This window comes from Streptomyces mauvecolor, assembly GCF_039532965.1.
GTDB lineage: Bacteria > Actinomycetota > Actinomycetes > Streptomycetales > Streptomycetaceae > Streptomyces > Streptomyces violascens.
In genome coordinates this window covers 1-16,294 of the sequence record NZ_BAAASQ010000032.1, presented here as the reverse complement: position 1 = coordinate 16,294, position 16,294 = coordinate 1, and the positions used below count along the sequence as shown (strand labels likewise).

The 16,294-nt window shown below is 68.7% G+C and carries 15 protein-coding genes and 2 pseudogenes; 10 read left to right on the top strand and 7 right to left on the bottom strand.

The window, feature by feature from the left end; all coding sequences use genetic code 11:
• Positions 1 to 812: 812 nt before the first annotated feature.
• Positions 813 to 1,190: a PIN domain-containing protein gene (locus ABD346_RS32770; protein ID WP_344379905.1), complete on the top strand. Its 378-nt coding sequence runs from the start codon at positions 813 to 815 to the stop codon at positions 1,188 to 1,190.
• 323 nt (positions 1,191 to 1,513) lie between these two features.
• Here ABD346_RS32770 and ABD346_RS32765 read toward each other — a convergent pair whose 3' ends face one another.
• Entirely contained in the window at positions 1,514 to 2,686 is a 1,173-nt protein-coding gene (locus ABD346_RS32765) for an epoxide hydrolase family protein (RefSeq protein WP_344379903.1), read from the bottom strand.
• Between the two features lie 103 nt (positions 2,687 to 2,789).
• Here ABD346_RS32765 and ABD346_RS32760 point away from each other — a divergent pair, with 103 nt between their 5' ends.
• Positions 2,790 to 3,371 carry a CGNR zinc finger domain-containing protein gene (locus ABD346_RS32760; RefSeq protein ID WP_344379901.1) on the top strand — a complete coding sequence of 194 codons (582 nt, stop codon included), beginning with the start codon at positions 2,790 to 2,792 and terminating at the stop codon, positions 3,369 to 3,371.
• Positions 3,372 to 3,510: 139 nt separating this feature from the next.
• Here the strand turns inward: ABD346_RS32760 and ABD346_RS32755 are convergent, their stop codons facing one another.
• Entirely contained in the window at positions 3,511 to 4,548 is a 1,038-nt protein-coding gene (locus ABD346_RS32755; protein WP_344379899.1) for a polysaccharide deacetylase family protein, read from the bottom strand.
• A gap of 179 nt (positions 4,549 to 4,727) precedes the next feature.
• On the opposite strand from ABD346_RS32755, the gene ABD346_RS32750 reads away from it, so the two are divergent.
• Positions 4,728 to 6,317 carry a putative glycoside hydrolase gene (locus ABD346_RS32750; protein WP_344379897.1) on the top strand — a complete coding sequence of 530 codons (1,590 nt, stop codon included), beginning with the start codon at positions 4,728 to 4,730 and terminating at the stop codon, positions 6,315 to 6,317.
• Between the two features lie 209 nt (positions 6,318 to 6,526).
• Positions 6,527 to 7,339, top strand: coding sequence for a class I SAM-dependent methyltransferase (locus ABD346_RS32745; RefSeq protein WP_344379987.1), 813 nt, complete (start codon positions 6,527 to 6,529; stop codon positions 7,337 to 7,339).
• A gap of 184 nt (positions 7,340 to 7,523) precedes the next feature.
• On the opposite strand, the gene ABD346_RS32740 is transcribed toward ABD346_RS32745, so the two are convergent.
• Both ABD346_RS32740 and ABD346_RS32735 read right to left on the bottom strand, forming a co-directional pair.
• Positions 7,524 to 7,736 (bottom strand): DUF4287 domain-containing protein, encoded by a 213-nt coding sequence (locus ABD346_RS32740; RefSeq protein WP_344379895.1) that lies wholly within the window; start codon positions 7,734 to 7,736, stop codon positions 7,524 to 7,526.
• Positions 7,737 to 8,218: 482 nt separating this feature from the next.
• The gene (locus ABD346_RS32735) at positions 8,219 to 8,680 is read right to left on the bottom strand and encodes a MarR family winged helix-turn-helix transcriptional regulator (protein ID WP_344379893.1); all 462 of its coding nucleotides are present in this window, start codon (positions 8,678 to 8,680) and stop codon (positions 8,219 to 8,221) included.
• A gap of 77 nt (positions 8,681 to 8,757) precedes the next feature.
• Between ABD346_RS32735 and ABD346_RS32730 the strand changes: the two genes are divergently transcribed.
• Complete coding sequence (locus tag ABD346_RS32730) at positions 8,758 to 9,129, top strand: VOC family protein (protein ID WP_344379891.1); 372 nt, start codon at positions 8,758 to 8,760, stop codon at positions 9,127 to 9,129.
• A gap of 129 nt (positions 9,130 to 9,258) precedes the next feature.
• Here ABD346_RS32730 and ABD346_RS32725 read toward each other — a convergent pair whose 3' ends face one another.
• Positions 9,259 to 9,471, bottom strand: coding sequence for a hypothetical protein (locus ABD346_RS32725; protein WP_344379889.1), 213 nt, complete (start codon positions 9,469 to 9,471; stop codon positions 9,259 to 9,261).
• Between the two features lie 542 nt (positions 9,472 to 10,013).
• On the opposite strand from ABD346_RS32725, the pseudogene ABD346_RS32720 reads away from it, so the two are divergent.
• Positions 10,014 to 10,589, top strand: a pseudogene (locus tag ABD346_RS32720) (MBL fold metallo-hydrolase); the annotation flags it as partial.
• Positions 10,590 to 10,742: 153 nt separating this feature from the next.
• Here ABD346_RS32720 and ABD346_RS32715 read toward each other — a convergent pair.
• Positions 10,743 to 10,850: pseudogene (locus tag ABD346_RS32715) on the bottom strand (IS5/IS1182 family transposase); the annotation flags it as partial.
• Positions 10,851 to 11,053: 203 nt separating this feature from the next.
• On the opposite strand from ABD346_RS32715, the gene ABD346_RS32710 reads away from it, so the two are divergent.
• On the top strand, positions 11,054 to 11,698 hold the full coding sequence (locus tag ABD346_RS32710; RefSeq protein WP_344379887.1) for a LysE family translocator: 645 nt from the start codon (positions 11,054 to 11,056) through the stop codon (positions 11,696 to 11,698).
• Positions 11,699 to 12,105: 407 nt separating this feature from the next.
• Positions 12,106 to 13,482: an erythromycin esterase family protein gene (locus ABD346_RS32705; protein ID WP_344379885.1), complete on the top strand. Its 1,377-nt coding sequence runs from the start codon at positions 12,106 to 12,108 to the stop codon at positions 13,480 to 13,482.
• Positions 13,483 to 13,841: 359 nt separating this feature from the next.
• On the opposite strand, the gene ABD346_RS32700 is transcribed toward ABD346_RS32705, so the two are convergent.
• Complete coding sequence (locus ABD346_RS32700; RefSeq protein ID WP_344379883.1) at positions 13,842 to 14,327, bottom strand: flavodoxin family protein; 486 nt, start codon at positions 14,325 to 14,327, stop codon at positions 13,842 to 13,844.
• A gap of 236 nt (positions 14,328 to 14,563) precedes the next feature.
• Between ABD346_RS32700 and ABD346_RS32695 the strand changes: the two genes are divergently transcribed.
• Positions 14,564 to 15,001 (top strand): glutaredoxin domain-containing protein, encoded by a 438-nt coding sequence (locus ABD346_RS32695; RefSeq protein WP_344379881.1) that lies wholly within the window; start codon positions 14,564 to 14,566, stop codon positions 14,999 to 15,001.
• Between the two features lie 614 nt (positions 15,002 to 15,615).
• Entirely contained in the window at positions 15,616 to 16,155 is a 540-nt protein-coding gene (locus tag ABD346_RS32690; RefSeq protein WP_344379878.1) for a GNAT family N-acetyltransferase, read from the top strand.
• The last annotated feature ends 139 nt before the right edge of the window (positions 16,156 to 16,294 follow it).

Below are 16,294 nucleotides of genomic sequence, written 5' to 3'. Positions count from 1 at the left end.
CGCCGTCGAGCGGTCTCAGCACCCACACCTGCCCGTCGGTATGGGTACGCACGGTTGAGTATGGGCCGCGGGTTCGAGACCCACACCCAGCCAGCGACAACCGCCCGCAACTCCAACTCCGCCGATTCGAACTCACGCAGCCCAAGCAGGTCATGGGACTCACGGGGGTGGTCCCACTGCGTCTGGTCCCGATCCGTACTGCTTCAGGACCAACGCCTCCACGCCGCCAAGCTGCTCGGCCACGAACTCGGCGACCACATCCGGGACTGCCACTGATGGATCAGGAACATCCCGAGCGTCCGCCCGGTGCCCCACTGCACCGCCCATCCAAGGCGGTGAAGCCGCGCCGCTTCGCTTGAGCGAACTGAGCGCGGCTTCGTCCAGGAAGAAGGACTTCTCCAGCTCCTGGGGGGGGCGCCGGGTCGTCGGCGAACCTGCCGTAGCGAGCCACCTGCTCATCGGAAAGACTCTCAGCTGACATGCCCGCATGGTCCGCAAGTGCGGTCTGGACACGGCCATGTCCGCTGCACCGGCCCGACGGCACCGACAACAAGCCCGCAGAACTGGCAGTCGCGGGCCGGACGGTCCTGGGACAGGGCAGCTGCGCCGTAGCCTCACCGCCAACGGTGTCCTCATCCCTGCCTACGACAAGTGCTGTCGGGTGCGAGGGCTCCCCTGCCCCGCACCCCGCTCACGCATCAGGCCCGACCTGCGATGTCTTTGCTGAGCAGGGCGGTTGAGGGGGCTGAGCAGGAGGGCCTCGCCGCCTTGTGCATGCCATCTGCCGGGGTGATCCGTGCGACCCTGACCACATGAACGCATCGAGCCTTCTCGTCGTCGATGCCGCGAACGTCGTCGGCTCCGTACCCGACGGATGGTGGCGCGACCGCCGAGGCGCGGCCGAGCGGCTGCGGGACCACCTCGTGGGGTACGGCGAGCGGCAAGGCGTGGACGTCGTACTCGTCGTCGAGGGCGCCGCGCGCGGCGTGGAGTCCGTGCCGGGGGTGCGAGTCGAATCGGCCCCTGGCAGCGGTGACGACCACATCGTCGAGCTGGCCGCCCGGGCCGCGCACTCCGGGCGGCCCTGCGTCGTCGTCACGTCGGATCGTGAACTGAGGCGCAGGGTGGGTGAGTCGGGCGCCGAGTGCGTGGGGCCCCGGGCCGTGTACGGGGGCGGCGGAGCGGCGTAACCGGCCAGGACGGGCAGCGGTGAGGGAGGGACCGCGCATTCCTCCCCCTCCGGTACACGTCCCCCGCGGGAGGCCCGCATGTTCGACAGGCACAAGAAGCTCATCGACACGGCCCCGGCGCTCCGTACGGAAACGCGCATGGCAACTGGCCTCCCGGTCTGGTGGGTCGACGCCTGCCAGGCCGACCCGGCAGCCACATGGCCCGCCGCTGGGCCGGCGTGCCCGGCGGCGGGCTCCGGGGATCTGCCAGAGGGACGCGGGGGCGCCCTTTGCACGCTGCTGTTGTCGCCGTGGAAGTCATCGAGTGTCGGCACCCAGCCGCTTCACCGATGGGCGGCCAGCGCTGCCGCGAGGCCTTCCTGTAGATCTTTCACGAAATACTCGGGAACCTCCAGCGACGGGAAGTGCCCGCCGGTTTCGGGCGACCTCCATCGGACGATCTGCCGGTACCGCTCCTGTGCCCAGGGGCGTGGACACTTCTCGATGTCACGGGGGTACATAGTGATTGCTGACGGAACGTCGACCCGGAGTTCGGGATCGAGCGAGTTGTGGCTTTCGTAGTAATTGCGGGCCGATGATGCGCCGGTCGACGTCAGCCAATACAGGGTGACGTCGTCAAGAATGCGGTCTCGGGAAATCGTCTCGAACGGGCTGTCCTCGGTGTCCGACCACTCGGCGAACTTGTCGAGAATCCAGGCGAGAAGCCCGACCGGTGAGTCGACGAGCGAGTAGCCGATGGTCTGCGGTCGGGTCGCCTGCTGTTTCGCGTACGCCGCGCGGTGGCGCCAGAAATCGCGGGTCTCCTCGGTCCACTTGCGCTCGTCCGCCGTCAGCCCGTCCGTTGTCAACCCGGGCGGCGCCTGCGCGAGCGTGGTGTGGATGCCGAGAACGTGCTCCGGGAACCTGCCGCCGAGGACCGCGGTGATCACGCCTCCCCAGTCGCCGCCGTGGGCTGCGAACCTGCTGTAGCCGAGCCTTCCCATCAGTTCCACCCAGGCGGCCGCGATCTTTTCGATTCCCCACCCGGTGGCGGCCGGCTTGTCGCTGTAACCAAAGCCCGGCAGCGACGGGACCACGACATGGAACGCCGGCGCGTCCGCATCTTTCGGATCCGCCAGCTCCTCCGCTGCATCGATGAACTCGGCAATGCTGCCTGGCCAGCCATGCGTCAGGATCAGAGGAGTGGCATCCGCGCGCGCCGATCGGCGGTGCAGGAAGTGGATTCCCAGACCGTCGATGGTCGTACGGAACTGGCCGATCCGGTTGAGGCGCGCTTCGAACAACCGCCAGTCGTAGCCGGTGCGCCAGTAGTTCACGACATCGATGAGGTCGGCGAGAGGAACGCCCTGCTCCCATCGGCGCGGGTCGGGCGTGGCGCGATGGACCGTCTCGGCCTCCGGCAGTCGCGCCGCGGCCAGTCGCGCGCGCAGATCGTCGAGGTCGGCGTCAGTGGCGTGGGCTTCACAGGCTTGCACCTCGCTGGTTGGACGGGGCATGAGACCTCCTGGCCGTCGCGGAACCGGCTCCGGTCTGCCGAGAACCAGCTAAGACGGTTCTAGCAGCTCTCCGAGCCGTGCCGCAACCGGCTAAGGTGGTTCCATGAGCGCCGCGTACCCTGACTTCCGCCTCGGCAAGGTGCTGGCGACCAGCTTCACGGGGACCCTCTCGGAGCGTCACGGCGACGCCGTGGAGCGCATTCCCACGCCGCACCGACTCGTCGACTGGCTGACGCTGAACGGCCTCGCCGTGGACTCGTGCACCCCTGCCCAGCTCGAACTCGCCCGGGAACTGCGGGAGTCGATTCACGCCGTCGCGACAGCGGCCGCGATCCAGGTCGCTCTCCCTGCGTCTGCCGTCCACGTCATCAATGACTGCAGCGCTCAGGGCCGGGCCGCAGCGGTCCTGACGCCCGAGGGCCGGCGGCAATGGCGGCTCAGCTCGGCTTCCCGTGTGGAAGACGCCCTCGGCGTGATCGCCGCCGACGCGATCAGCATCATCGCGGGCGAACGAGACGGAAAACTGGCCTTGTGCGGATCACCCACCTGCCAGGCCGCCTTCTTCGACACCAGCCAAAGCCGCACCCGCAAGTGGTGCGACATGAACACGTGCGGGAATCGTCAGAAGAAGGCGCGCTTCCATGCAAGTGCCGGCCGGCGCAAGAACCCCGGATCGGCGGAGTGATCGTCACCCGGGTACATCAAGAGGCGCGCAGGTGCGGCGGGCCTGGGCAGCAGGCGTCCTGCAGATGCCGTAGTGGCATCGTCTTCGTCCTGCCGCCCTCCTCGATCATTGAGGTACGGGGCCTGTAGGCCGTTCCCGGTCAGTACGGACGGGCGGCCTGACGGTGGGCCGGGGCCAGGCGGGCCGCCTCGGACTTGGGGAAGCTGATCTTCTTCGGGTCTCCGTCCGAGGTGTAACGCTTGACCGTTCCGTCGCGGAGCTTGTCCAGCCAGGCCGTCGAAGTGAACTGGGCCTCGGGGCCGGTCGCCGCCTGGGAGCGAATGCGCGGGATGGCACCCGGGTCGAAGGTGGTCGAGAAGGGGGATGGGGCGGGGTCGGCCCCCACCAGGTAGACGCCTTGATGCTGGTAACTCACACCGTCGGCGGCTCCCTTCATCGCCAGTTGCCGGGAGTGGGCCATCGAGCCGTTGGGGAGTGCCATCGACACCACCGACAAGCCAGGTACGGCCTGGGTGATCGCCTTTTGGTTGTCGGCGATGGCCTTCTGGGCGGTGTCGTCGTCCACCGTCCCCAGCGTGGTGTGCCGCAGGGTGTGGTTGCCGATCTCGAATCCGTGCTTGACGAGCCAGTCCAACGACTTCCGGCCGCCCGGCTCGCTGAAGGGGTCGGCATTGACGAAGAAGGTGGCCACGGGGCGGAATCCGGGGTGCTTCCCGGCGACGTCGAGCAGGATGCCCACCGCGGTGTCGGACGCGGGCCGGCCATCCGGTCCCAGCCGGAACTGGGAGACGGTCGAGTCGTCGAGGGTCAGCACCACAGGGTGAGTACCGGCGGGAATATCCATCCTCCCGCTGCTGAATTCTCGCGCGGTGACCGGTACGTACTTCTCCCCTGCCAGCCGTTCCAGCTCGGCGCGGAAGTCCTGCGGCGTGCGGTCGTACACACTCTTGGGCTCGGCCACCACTTGGTGGTACATCAGCACCGGAACGGCCCCGAGCTCGTTGGCATGCACGGTCGCGGGGTCGGCAACCGCTGCCTGCGCGGCGGCCTTGGGCGCCCGTCCCGACGGCCCGTCCTGGCGCCCTTCCGGCGGGGATTGGGCTGCCGAGCAGGCGGTGAGCAGCAGGATGGCCGATGCGGCGACGACCGCGCCGCCGCTTCGGTGGGATTGACGCATGATGCCTCCGGAGGTGAACGAGATGCTTCCCGTTGCCTCCAACCCTCGGTCAACAGCGTGACCCACGCCCCGGCTTCATAGGCCGAATGCATGATTACCCGCTCAAACCCTCTTGGGCGGACGGCGTGGCGGCTATGTCATATCGCAAGGAACCCTCTTTCGAGAACGGCAGAGTGAACATGCGCGGAAAACGACCCCGAACGCGATACGCCGTCATAGCCATATCCCTGCTGGTGCCGGTCTGCGCGGCGCTCGGGGCCTTCGCGATACAGTCCTCCTCCCACCAGCTCCAGGTCGAAGGACTCAGCAGCAAGAGCGTGTTGGGCCGGGCCGACGTCAGCAAAACGCACCTCGCCATCACAGCCAAGGACGGGGCCGACCTGGCGGAGCTGGAGGTGCTGCTCGACGGTAAGCCGGTACACACCCACCAGTCCGGCGGCCGTCTCATACTCGACACTCCCTCGCTCTCCGAGGGCAAGCACGAACTGACGGCCACACCCCACAGCGGCCTGCCCTTCCTGCACGACATGTCCCGGACGTTCACCGTGGACACCATCGCCCCCAAACTGCGGCTGTCCCCCGCCAAGGCCACCAAGCCCGGCGCACCGATGACGGTAAGCGGCCGGGTCGAGGACGCGGGGCAGGTGAAGGTCTCCATAGCCGGTACGCCCGTGGCCGTCGGCAACGACGGCACCTTCTCCCGCCGGCTCGAAAAGCCCCCCGCCCGTATCGAGGTGACGGCCACGGACGCGGCCGGCAACGTCACCCGTGAGCACGCCAACGCGGTCGCGCCCTACCCCCTGACCCGGGCCGCGCACCTGACCGCCATCGGCTGGTCCTCGTCCGAGGTCCGCGATCCGGTTCTCCAGCTCGTCAAGGACAAGAAGCTCAACGCCGTCGAGCTCGACATCAAGGACGAGAACGGCGAGGTCGGCTACGACTCCTCCGTGCCGCTGGCCCGCGAGATCGGCGCCGTGAAGAACCGCTACGACGCACGCAAGGTGATCGACACCCTGCACGGCATGGGAGCCCGCGTCATCGGCCGCATCGTCGCCTTCCGCGACCCCATCCTGGCTCAGGCATCCCACCACCAGGGCAAGGACAACCGCCTGGTCCTGGCTCCCGACGGCAGCCCGTACGACGGCGGCCACTACGGCACGCTCTCGTTCACGAACTTCGCCGATCCCGAGGTCCGCCAGTACAACATCGCCCTGGCCTCCGAAGCGGCCAAGCTGGGCTTCGATGACATCCTGTACGACTACGTTCGCCGCCCCGACGGAAAGCTCTCCACGCTGCGCTTCCCCGGCCTGGGCGACAAGACCCCCGAGAAGTCCATCGCCGAGTTCGTCGCCGAGACCCGGAACCGCATCCAGCCCGAAGGCAAGTACCTCGGAGTCTCGGTCTTCGGCATCGCCGCCACCCGGCCCACCGAAATCGCCCAGGACATCCCCGCCATCGCCCAGCACGCCGACTACATCGCTCCCATGGTGTACCCCTCGCACTGGGCCGCCGGTGAGTACGGGGTCGCGAGTCCGAACTCCAGCCCGTACGAGATCGTCAACCGGTCGCTGGCCGATTTCACCAAGCAGGTCAAGGGCACCGGCGCCACGGTCGTCCCCTGGCTCCAGGACTTCTCCCTGGGCGTCCACTACGGCCCCACCGAAGTCGCCGACCAGATCAGAGCGGCAGCGGGAGACGGCATGAACTCCTTCCTGCTCTGGAACGCCGGAGCCTCGTATCAAGGGGCGGCGCTGGCCACCCTGCACTGACACCCGAAACGCCGGCACCAGGCCCACACCCTGCTCGACCAGGGTGTGGGCCTGTTCGCATGCGTCCGTTGACTGCAACTCGCCCTGAACGCAGTCGAACGCCACGCCCGCGCCGACCACGCACCCGGCTCCCCTCCTCGGGCCCCCTGGAACCCATCATCTAGGCTGGCGCGGTGACTGATGAGCAGGAGCAGGTGCAGCCGTCGGGAGTGTGGGCCACAGCTGTCGGGGTGGCCAGGGTGCGGGCGCTGGAGACGCAGCGGGAGAACGCGCTGTTCCGCGACCCACTGGCACAGGCCTTCGCCTCCGCCGGCGGTCGGTGGCCCGGCTCTCCGCCCCCCGGTGACGAGGCCGCGCGGCGCCGCCGGATGGGCGTGGCACTCTCCATCGTCATCAGGACGAAGTTCCTCGACGATCTGTTGCTGCAAGCCTCCGCGTGCGGGGTCCGGCAGGTCGTGCTGCTCGGCGCAGGGATGGACAGCCGGGCCTTCCGGATGGACTGGCCCGAGGGCACCCGGCTGTTCGAGGTCGACACCGCCGCTCCACTGGACTTCAAGGCTTCGGTGCTGCATCAGGAGCAGGCCGTCGCACGCTGCGAGCGGATCACCGTCGCAGTGGATCTGCGTGAGGACTGGCCGGGCGCACTGGCCGCCGCGGGGCACGACCCGGCCCTTCCGACCGTGTGGATCGCCGAAGGACTGCTGATCTATCTGCCCGAGGACGCGGTGGAGTTGCTGCTGGCCCGGATCAGCGCGCAGTCGGCGGCGGGCAGCCGGATGGGGCTGACGCTGGGCTCGCGCGGTGTGATCGAGCGCTTCGGCGCGGACGCCGTGCCGGGATCGCCGGCGTCCATGTGGGTTTCGGAGATGCCCGACGACCCGGTGGCCTGGCTGGCCGGACACGGCTGGGACGCCGACAGCCACACCCTGCGCGAGCGCGCTGCCGCCTACGGCCGCCCGATCAGCACGCCGCCGCAGGGCGAGGAAGGGCCCGGCGGACTCATCTCGGCGATCCGCCGGTAGAACGCCTTCCGGGTCCCCAGGAGATCGTTCCCCCGCCCGGGCGGTCGGAGCCGCCGACCGTCGGGAACGCACCCTCGGGCGTGCTCGGTTCCCGCCCGGCCGGGGACCGGACAAGCATCGTGGCCCTCCCGCGGTTGACCACGCGAGAGGGCCACGGTCCCCCCTGTCCGGGGTCAGGCACCGTTCACTTTCCGCTGTCCTCGGCGAGGGTGTGCGCGACGAGCGCGTTGGCCTGGCCGTGACCCAGGCCGTGCTCGGTCTTGAGCCAGGAGACGAGCTCCATGTGCTTGGTCAGGGTGGAGGAGCGGATGAGTTCCTTCCACTCGACGATCGGGCGACCGTACTTCTTCTCGATCGAGGGGAAGTAGCTGGCGGGGCCCTTCACTGGTCCAGTCATGCTGCTGATTCCTGTCCGTTCGTGGTTGGTGATCTTGGTTGCCCAGCTTGCCGGGAGCGGAGCGCGGGTGAGGGGGTTACCGCTGCGCCGGGACGCCGTCGGCATCAGCCGGGTGGTGACCACGGTGAGCCAGAGGAGGCCGAGTCCATGGCCTGGCCGGGCGCACCGTTGTGCGCGACGGCGTACGCATCTGGTGTCACGACTGGGGCAGAGAGGAGCCGCCCGTCGTCCTGCTGCACGCACTAACCGGCCACGCAGGCGAGGGGACGCGATTGCCGACATCTGAGGCCCCGGCACCGCGTCGGCGCAATCGATCGGCGCGGCCGCGGCGCCAGTGAGCGGCCCCCCTCAAGACCGCCGGCGTGCCGCGGCGTACGTCTCCGCCATCGTCGCGGTCCTCGGCCAACCCGGCCTCCGGCCTGTTCTGACCGGCCAGTCGCTCGGCGGCCATACCGCGGCACTCGGCGCTCCGACTGGGCGGATCAGCCCTCCAGGGCTGCCGCGATGCGGTCGAGATCGGTGAGAAGCGCCGCGACGCGCTGGGGCGGGATCGCCTCGATCATGCGCTGTTCGACGGCGTACACGGCGGCCTGCACCTCGGCGAGACGCGTCCGGCCCTCTTCGGTGAGGCGGGCAGGCAGGGCGCGGCCATGATCAGCGGTGGCGGGCCGGGTGATCAATCCGGCCTCCTGGAGGCCCCGCAGAACGACGTTCCCCGACTGTCGGGTGACGAATGTCGCGCGGGCAAGGTCGGCGTTCGACATGCCGGGATGCTGAGCGAGGAGCTCAAGCGTGGCGTACTGAGGCACCGTCAGCCCGTACTCGCGCAAAACCTTGTCCATCGCACCGCGCAGGGCAGCCTGGGCGCGCTTGAGCAGGTACCCCACGTGGCGGGTGACGTCATCCGCCGGGCGGAGCGGCTCCGTCGGCACACTTTCCTTCATGTCAGCATTTTGACATGGATCGCTCGGCACCCTAACCTCAATGTCAAAGTTCTGACATTGAAGAGTGAGGGAAGTTCATGCCTGTTGCCATCGACGGTCCCGACTTCGTCGCCCTGCAGGTCCACGACGTGGAAGCTGCGGCGGCCTTCTGCGAGCAGCACCTGGGCCTGCGTCGAGCTGCGGTCTCACCCCCGCACGCGGTCGTGTTCGACACCCAGCCGACCCCGTTCGCCGTCCGCGCGCTCCTCCCCGGCGTCGACCTCGCCAACGCCGAACGTCCGGGCCTCGGCGTGGTGATCTGGTTCCGAACCCCGGACGCTCATCAGCTCCACAACCACCTCACTGCCGCCGGCATCAAGATCGTCGAACCGATGACGGACAGTCCCTTCGGGCCGAAGTTCTCCTTCGAGGGCCCTGAGGGCTACATACTCACCGCGCACGGAGGCTGATCGCTCCCTCCGGGGGTGGCTCTTCGCGCTGGACGACGCCGGCCCCGCGAGCCGTCCAGCGCGCACCCCGTACGGCGTGCGCACCGCCCCGCAGGCATTTCGCTTGATCGAATCACTCTGTCCCGGGCGTCAGCCGAGCAGACCGTGGAGTGTTGCCACCCCGTCCAGGGTCTCCTGCGTCTGGGCAACGGGGCCCTCACCGGGATCGGACGAGCCCAATAGGCTGTCGAGCAGATTGTTGTCCTGGTTGTCCATGGCCGGGGCGCTCGCGGCGTTGACGGCGGGGGCGCCGAGGGCGAGGAGTACAGCCACGCTGACGACGACCGTAGCAATGCGTCGCATGAGCCTACCTTCCTTACTTTCCGAGGTGTCCGGGGTTGACTACCGCTGTCCAGCCATGGAGACACGGGTGGGGCACAACATCACTCGATTGGAACTGCGGCCCCACAGCTGCTGAGTCGACCGGCTGAACTGGCACATCGCGACTTCGTCGATCGCTCGTCGCCCGGGAGGGCGGCACGCCGGCGCTGGTGCGCGCCGTATGCGCCCGCAGTCTCGACCTGACCATGCCCCCCCCTTCGGCTCCGCCCTTCCGGCAGCCGGATGCCGAGTCTCCCCGGCTCGCGCTGCAGCCCCTCACCGAACGCGTCCTGCGTGTGGCCCGGTCGGGACGAGCGGCCGTACGCCGCAGTCGGCGAGGTGGCCGACGAAGGCGGGGACCGATAGGCGTCGTTCCTGCTCGCCTGTCGCCAGTACGGCGGCGCCGTCCGGGCCGGACTGGCCGAGCAGTGTGGCCGGCGGCGTGACCTGTTCGTGGATGGTCCGGACGCATTCGTGCGGCACGCAGGGTCGAGTCGTACGGCTTGCGGCCCCGTGCCGACGGCATGAAGCGTCACCCCCGTCATGGCTCGTCGCACGCATCCCGATCGAGTCCAGGACATCGCAGACATCGCACCGTCGGTCGGGCGCCTCGGCCGCGAGAAAGTGAACTTCTACCTGGTCGAGCACCCCGGCGGCCTGGTGCTCGTCGCCCCGGACTCCCCGGCCACCTGGGGCAGTTGCAGGAGCACCTGGCACGCTCCGGGAGGTCGCTGCGGGACATCCGAGCGGCCCTGCTCACACATGGCCACCTCGATCACATCGGACTCGTCGGCACCGTCCAGGCAGCTGGCGCCGACATCTGGATCCATGAGGCCGACGCGGCGATCCTCACCGACGGGCCGCGGAGTTCCATGGGCCACGCGAAGCCGGAACGCTCCATGCTTCCGTACCTGCTGCGCCGCCCCGCGGCAATCAGCGGCCCACTGCATCTCGCCCGCATGGGCGGCGTCACCGGCAAACCGGTGCCCGGCGCGCGCACCTTCCGCGGCGACCAACGCCTCGACGGGGTCCCCGGCCGGCCCCGGGCCATCGAGATGGCGGAACATACCCAGGGAACCGTCGCCTACCGCTTCCCCGCACTCGGGGTGCTGTTCACCGGCGACGCCCTGGTCACCCGCGAGGACACTGGCCGTCCGCCGGGGCATTCGGTTTCCGACAACGGCCAACACAGCAAGCCGAGTTGCCGGTGGGTGACGAGGCGGCTTGCAACCGGAGACCGTAACCGGTGTTCACCGTGGCGGCAGCAACGGCTCCAGGCGATCCCACAGCTCATCCCGCACGGTCCACCCCGACGCCCCCACACCGGATCGGGTGCTCAACTCCCATGCCGGACACTGCAACCAGGGACCATCCACCTCACCGTGTCAGCCATCGTAAGCACGAGGTCAGGGGCGCCTGCAGATACCGAGCGGCAAGGACATATCCTGCAGAGCAGAAGCGACGCAGACGCTGCTGATGCGTTGCAGCCGCCGTTGCAGCCGGGCGATTCCACGCACGGGGTGCCAAGTACGCGGCACCCGACGAACTGCCTGGAGGTTGACCGGTGATCACTCTGACCGCAGTCGGAGGAGTGGCCCTGGTCGAACTGGGCATGGCTCTGACTCCCGGGCCGAACATGATCCATCTCGCCTCCCGCGCGATCACCCAAGGCCGCAGGGCCGGCCTGGTCAGCCTCAGTGGGACCGCTGTGGGATTCGTCTGCTATCTGCTGGCCGCGGCTGCGGGCCTGTCCGCGTTGTTCGCCGCCGTGCCGGTGGCCTTCACGGTGGTCAAGCTCGCCGGGGCCGCCTACCTGGGCTATCTCGCCTGGGGCATGCTCAAGCCCGGGGGCCGCTCCCCCTTCGACCCCGCCCAGGACCTGCCTCCGGCCTCCGACGCCCGCCTGTTCTCGATGGGGCTGCTGACCAACCTCCTCAACCCCAAGATCGCTCTCATGTACGCCGCTCTGCTGCCCCAGTTCCTGGACCCGCAGGCAGGCCCGGCCTGGGGACAGCTGCTCCAACTCGGCAGCGTGCAGATCATCGTGGGGATCTCCGTGAACGCTCTGATCATGCTCGGCGCAGCAAGGGTGTCGGGGTTTCTGGCCGCCCGTCCCCGCGCCATGGCCGCTCAGCGGTTCACGGCAGGCGGCTTGCTCGGCGCCTTCGCACTGCGCACGGCGCTGTCCCGTACGCCTGTGTCCACCTGAACCCGGTCTGCCTGCGCGCCCGTGGCAGCCGCCGTCCTGCCATGAGCTCCGACAAGGGGGCGTCGACGGCACCCGTGAAGCGGGCGTGGTCGGTAGCGTCCAGATGAGGCAGGGACCACGGTACGAACGATCCGGGCGGGACGGGCCGCGCCAGATGATGTAGCCCGGCGCAAGCGGCAGACACCTCTGGAATGACGCATGAGGGTGCCCCGGACAGGACATGCCCCACCCTCTCCGGCAGGGCCCCAGAGCGACTGACCCCGAAGCCCGGGTCTTGGGGTTATCCCCCGGGAAGGTGTCGGGCCGGCCCCAGCGCGCCAGGGCCGCCGCACAGGTGACGATCTTCTCAGCAGCACAGCACGTGACACCAAGCACGTTGGGGAGTGATCACACATGGTCGGCAACACATGACCGGCGACAGGAAACATCTCGTGGCGGCAGCTCTCGCCCTGGCCGCGACGCTGACCTCCGCGGCGGCCGCGTACGCAGCGCCAGTGGCGTCCGCACCGGTGTCGTCCGCACCGGCCGTCGCGTCGGCCCCGGTCCGCGCCCTGGACCGGATCGCCCATCCCCTGCGGTCTACGGAGCCGGGCACCGGCACCGCGGATCTGCAGGCTCTGGGGGTGATGGTCGGCGACGCCAAGGTGGTAGGCGTGGGCGAGGCCACGCACGGCTCGCACGAGTTCTTCGCCCTCAAGGACCGTCTCTTCCGCTACCTCGTCGAGCAGAGGGGATTCACCACCTTCGCTCTGGAGATCAGCTGGTCGGCGGGTCTGCGGATCGACGACTACATCCAGCACGGCGACAGCGACGCACGACGGGTCGTCCACGAAGTGATGGCCGGATCCCCCTGGGACCGTGAGGAGTTCGTGACCCTGGTCCAGTGGATGCGCGACCGCAATCGCCAACACCCCGAACGGCCCGTCCACTTCCTGGGCGACGACATCGGCGCGCCCAGTCTCGACGAGCGGGTCTTCGACAACGTCACCGACTACGTGTCACGGACCCATCCGGAATCCCTGCCACGCCTGAACGAGCTCCTCACCGGCCTGCGCCCGCTCGACGACGCCATCGCCTATCTGGGCCGGCCGCTCGCCGAGCGGCAGCAAAATGCAGCCAGGGCGCAACAGGTACTGGAATGGGTACAACGTGAGAGCTCCGGGGGCGGCAAGGGCGCCGAGTTCGCTCTCCAGAACGCCCGTAACATCGCCCAGACCTACACCTTCTTGACCCTCGACCCCGGCGACCAGAAATCGCTGACGGCCATGGAGCGCTACCGTGACCAGGTGATGGCCGAGACCACGGCATGGTGGCAGCGGCACACGGGCAGCAGAATCCTGCTGTCGGCCCACAACGACCACGCGGGTTACGCGGCTTCCGACCCCACGACGTATCCGAAGACCCAGGGCGCGTTCCTCCGCGACACCCTGGGCGCGGACTACCTCGCCGTCGGCACCACCTTCGACCAGGGCTCCTTCCTCTCCAAGGACGAGGCGCTCGGCGGCGCGTGGAAGAAGTTCACCGTCGACGCCGCCGGTCCGGGCACGAACGAGTACACGCTCGACCAGGTCCGGTACCGCGACTACTACGCCGACCTGCGCAAGTCACCTGCCGCTGCCCGCAGTTGGCTGGCCGTCCCGCGCCCGACCCACAGCATCGGAACGCGGTACCCGAACGACAAGACACCTGAGATCGCCATCGGCCGGACCTACGACGTCCTCATCCACCTCCACACCGTTCAGGCAGCGAGCGCGCTGGGCCCCCAGCGCGAACCGAGCGCCTGACCGCCACGGGCTGGGCCGCCTCGGCCAGTACGCGTGATGCCGTCGTGCGGACCAAGGACGGGTACAGGCGCGGACCGCGACCGGGCCGCAACGAGAATCCATGGACTGTACGCGTGTGAAATGCGCTCGCAGCCGGACCATCCATGACAGCCATGGCTCCCCCGGATCAGGTACCCGGCAGGCCATGGCCGTCGAGGCGGACTCACCGCCCTCACCCTACGGAGCAAACCCGGCGGCCCTTGCCTGCTCGCCATGACCGCATGGTGCCGCACCAACAAACTGCAAGAACATCCGGACAAGGCTCTCAACCCCACCAGAAGCCAGCCCAGATCTGCTCCAGAACACGCTGAATTCGCACCTCAATGATCTGGCCCAAGCACCTCGCGCCCTGCCCTGTCCCGCAGTCGTGCAGCGAACGCCCGCACGGCGGCCAGGTCCTCGGCGTTCGGCCGCTGCTTGTTGATCCCGCCGACGAGCTTGAAAGGCGCCCAGGTGTCGAACGCCCGGCAGGTAAAGCTCTCCTCCTCCTCGAAGCCCTTGCCTTCGAGGAGCTGAACCAGGGGGCGGGTGAAGGGAGCAAGCGGAATCTCGGGGAGCCCGCTGGTGGCGAACACGAACGCCCGGCCCCCTCTGGCGGGAAGCGCCTTCGCGAAGTCGGTCAGACGGGGGTGGAGCCTGCTGTAGAACACTCCCGACCCGAATCCGACGAGGTCGGCGTCGGCCAGTTCGGCCAGGTCGGCCTCTTCGGGCGAGACGACCTTCGCGCCCAGTACCTGGGCCATGGCGTCGGCGACACGGCGCGTATTGCCGTGTGACACGGAGACGCACACTATGACGGTTTTCATCCTGACGATCCCTTCTCCCGCTTCTGCGGTAAGGACGGCGCAGCAGCGCCAGATGTGACACCGCGCGACGTACCGAGAGGCACACCGTACGAGGACAGCCGCGCCCTCACACGGGTGAGACGCAGCGCTGCTTCCGTGCAACCGCCATCGCGGAGGATCCTCCGGCGTCCGGCTGAATACCCAGACCGGCAACCTGGTTCGGGGAATCCTTCGATGCATCGGTAGCCTGCGTCGTCATGATGCGCGCTTGGATCCTGCCGATGCTGCTGGTGCTCTGCGGCTCAGTCGTTGCGACCGAAATGATCGTCGTGGGGCGCCCCGGCACAGCCGCGGTATTCCTGCTGATGTTTGTGCTGCTTGCAGTCGTGCACTCCGCGCTGGTTTTCCCCAGGTCGGTCGGTGAGCTGGAGGCACAACGCCGCAGCGCGGTCGACGGAGGGCCGGTCGTCTACTGGCGGCCGGGCTGCAAGTACTGCCTGCGGCTGCGCATCCGGTTGGGCCGTGACGCACGCCAGTTGCACTGGGTCGACATCTGGCGTGACCCGGCTGGAGCAGCAACGGTGAGGGAAGCCAACGGCGGCAATGAGACCGTGCCGACCGTCGTCGTGTCAGGCCGGCCGCACACCAACCCCGATCCTGCATGGGTACGCGGACAGCTCCCCTCTCCCACGTGATCGGGAGCGATGCCCTGTCGGCGAGGCGGCCCACAGGCCGAAAGACGGCCACCGGACCGCTGCCTTCCGGAACTGCCCATCGCGCCGCCCGACGCAACCGCAAGGTGAGTGCGGTTCGTGGTGCGTCGGCGTCGCGCGGGGGCCGGCCACGGACAGCATGTGAGAGGGCCTTCCATGGGGAGCTCCGAAGCACCATCGCCATGACAGCCGCCGCCCTCGCCCTGGCCGGCGGTACCACCCCTGCCCACGTCGACGGAGGCACCGGCATGCGTCGTGTCTGCGCTGCATTCCAAGAGTCTGGTCAACAGGGCTTGCCGCGCTGGCTGGCGGAGGGATTCTGGCTGTGTGCCACCGGGCTCACCGGGCGCACGGCCCATCCCAGATTTCCCCGAGCCCGATCATCGGCCGCTCCGCCTTGGAGCAGCGTGAAATCGCGTACGAGCTGTTCCAGCGCGCATGGCCGCGGTTGCGCCGCCGAGGCCGTCGGCGCGGCACGCTCCCCGGTGCACAACACTCACGTGATCGGACGAGCCGGGGTCGATGAGGTCCGGCCGAAGCCATGACCTCTCCGGGAGTTGTGAAAGCGATTACGAGCGCGCGATAGGTTGCCTGCCATGACTGAATTAGGGTTCGCCACCTGGCCGCCTGCCCCGATCAGGACTGAGCGGCTCGTGCTCCGCGAGCCCGAGCCCCGGGACCGTGCGGCGTTCGTCGAGCTGCTCGCCTCGCCGGAGGTGCACACCTACCTCGGCGGCCCCCGCCCACATGACGAGCTTGAGCGCGAGTTGCCCGAGACGCCCCAGCGGTGGCCCGGAAGTTTCGTCGTTGATCGCGGCGGGTCGATGATCGGTCAGATCCTGCTCAGGAGGGCGACAGGGCACAGTCGCCCGGCTGCCACGGGGAAGGCCGATCTCGGCTACCTGTTCCTGCCGCGGGCGTGGGGATTCGGATACGCCGCCGAGGCGTGCGCGGCGGCACTCGACTGGTTCGACGGGATGTTTCCCGGCGAGCCAATGGTGCTCACCACCCAGACCGCCAACGTCGGCTCCATGCGCCTCGCGGCGAAGCTGGGATTCACTGAGGTGGAGCGGTTCCAGGCCTGGGACGCCGAGCAGTGGCTCGGCCTGCGGCCCCCGGCCACGCCGTACACTTGAGCCCGGGCTCGAAAGAGGTGGCGTGCCGACCGCCGGCCGTCGTCTTCCTCGACGACGACCGCGGGCTGCCGTGCTAGATGTATTGATCACGAGCGTTGTTAACGCTGGTTGGTCTTGATCATGGCGAAGACCTCCGGTG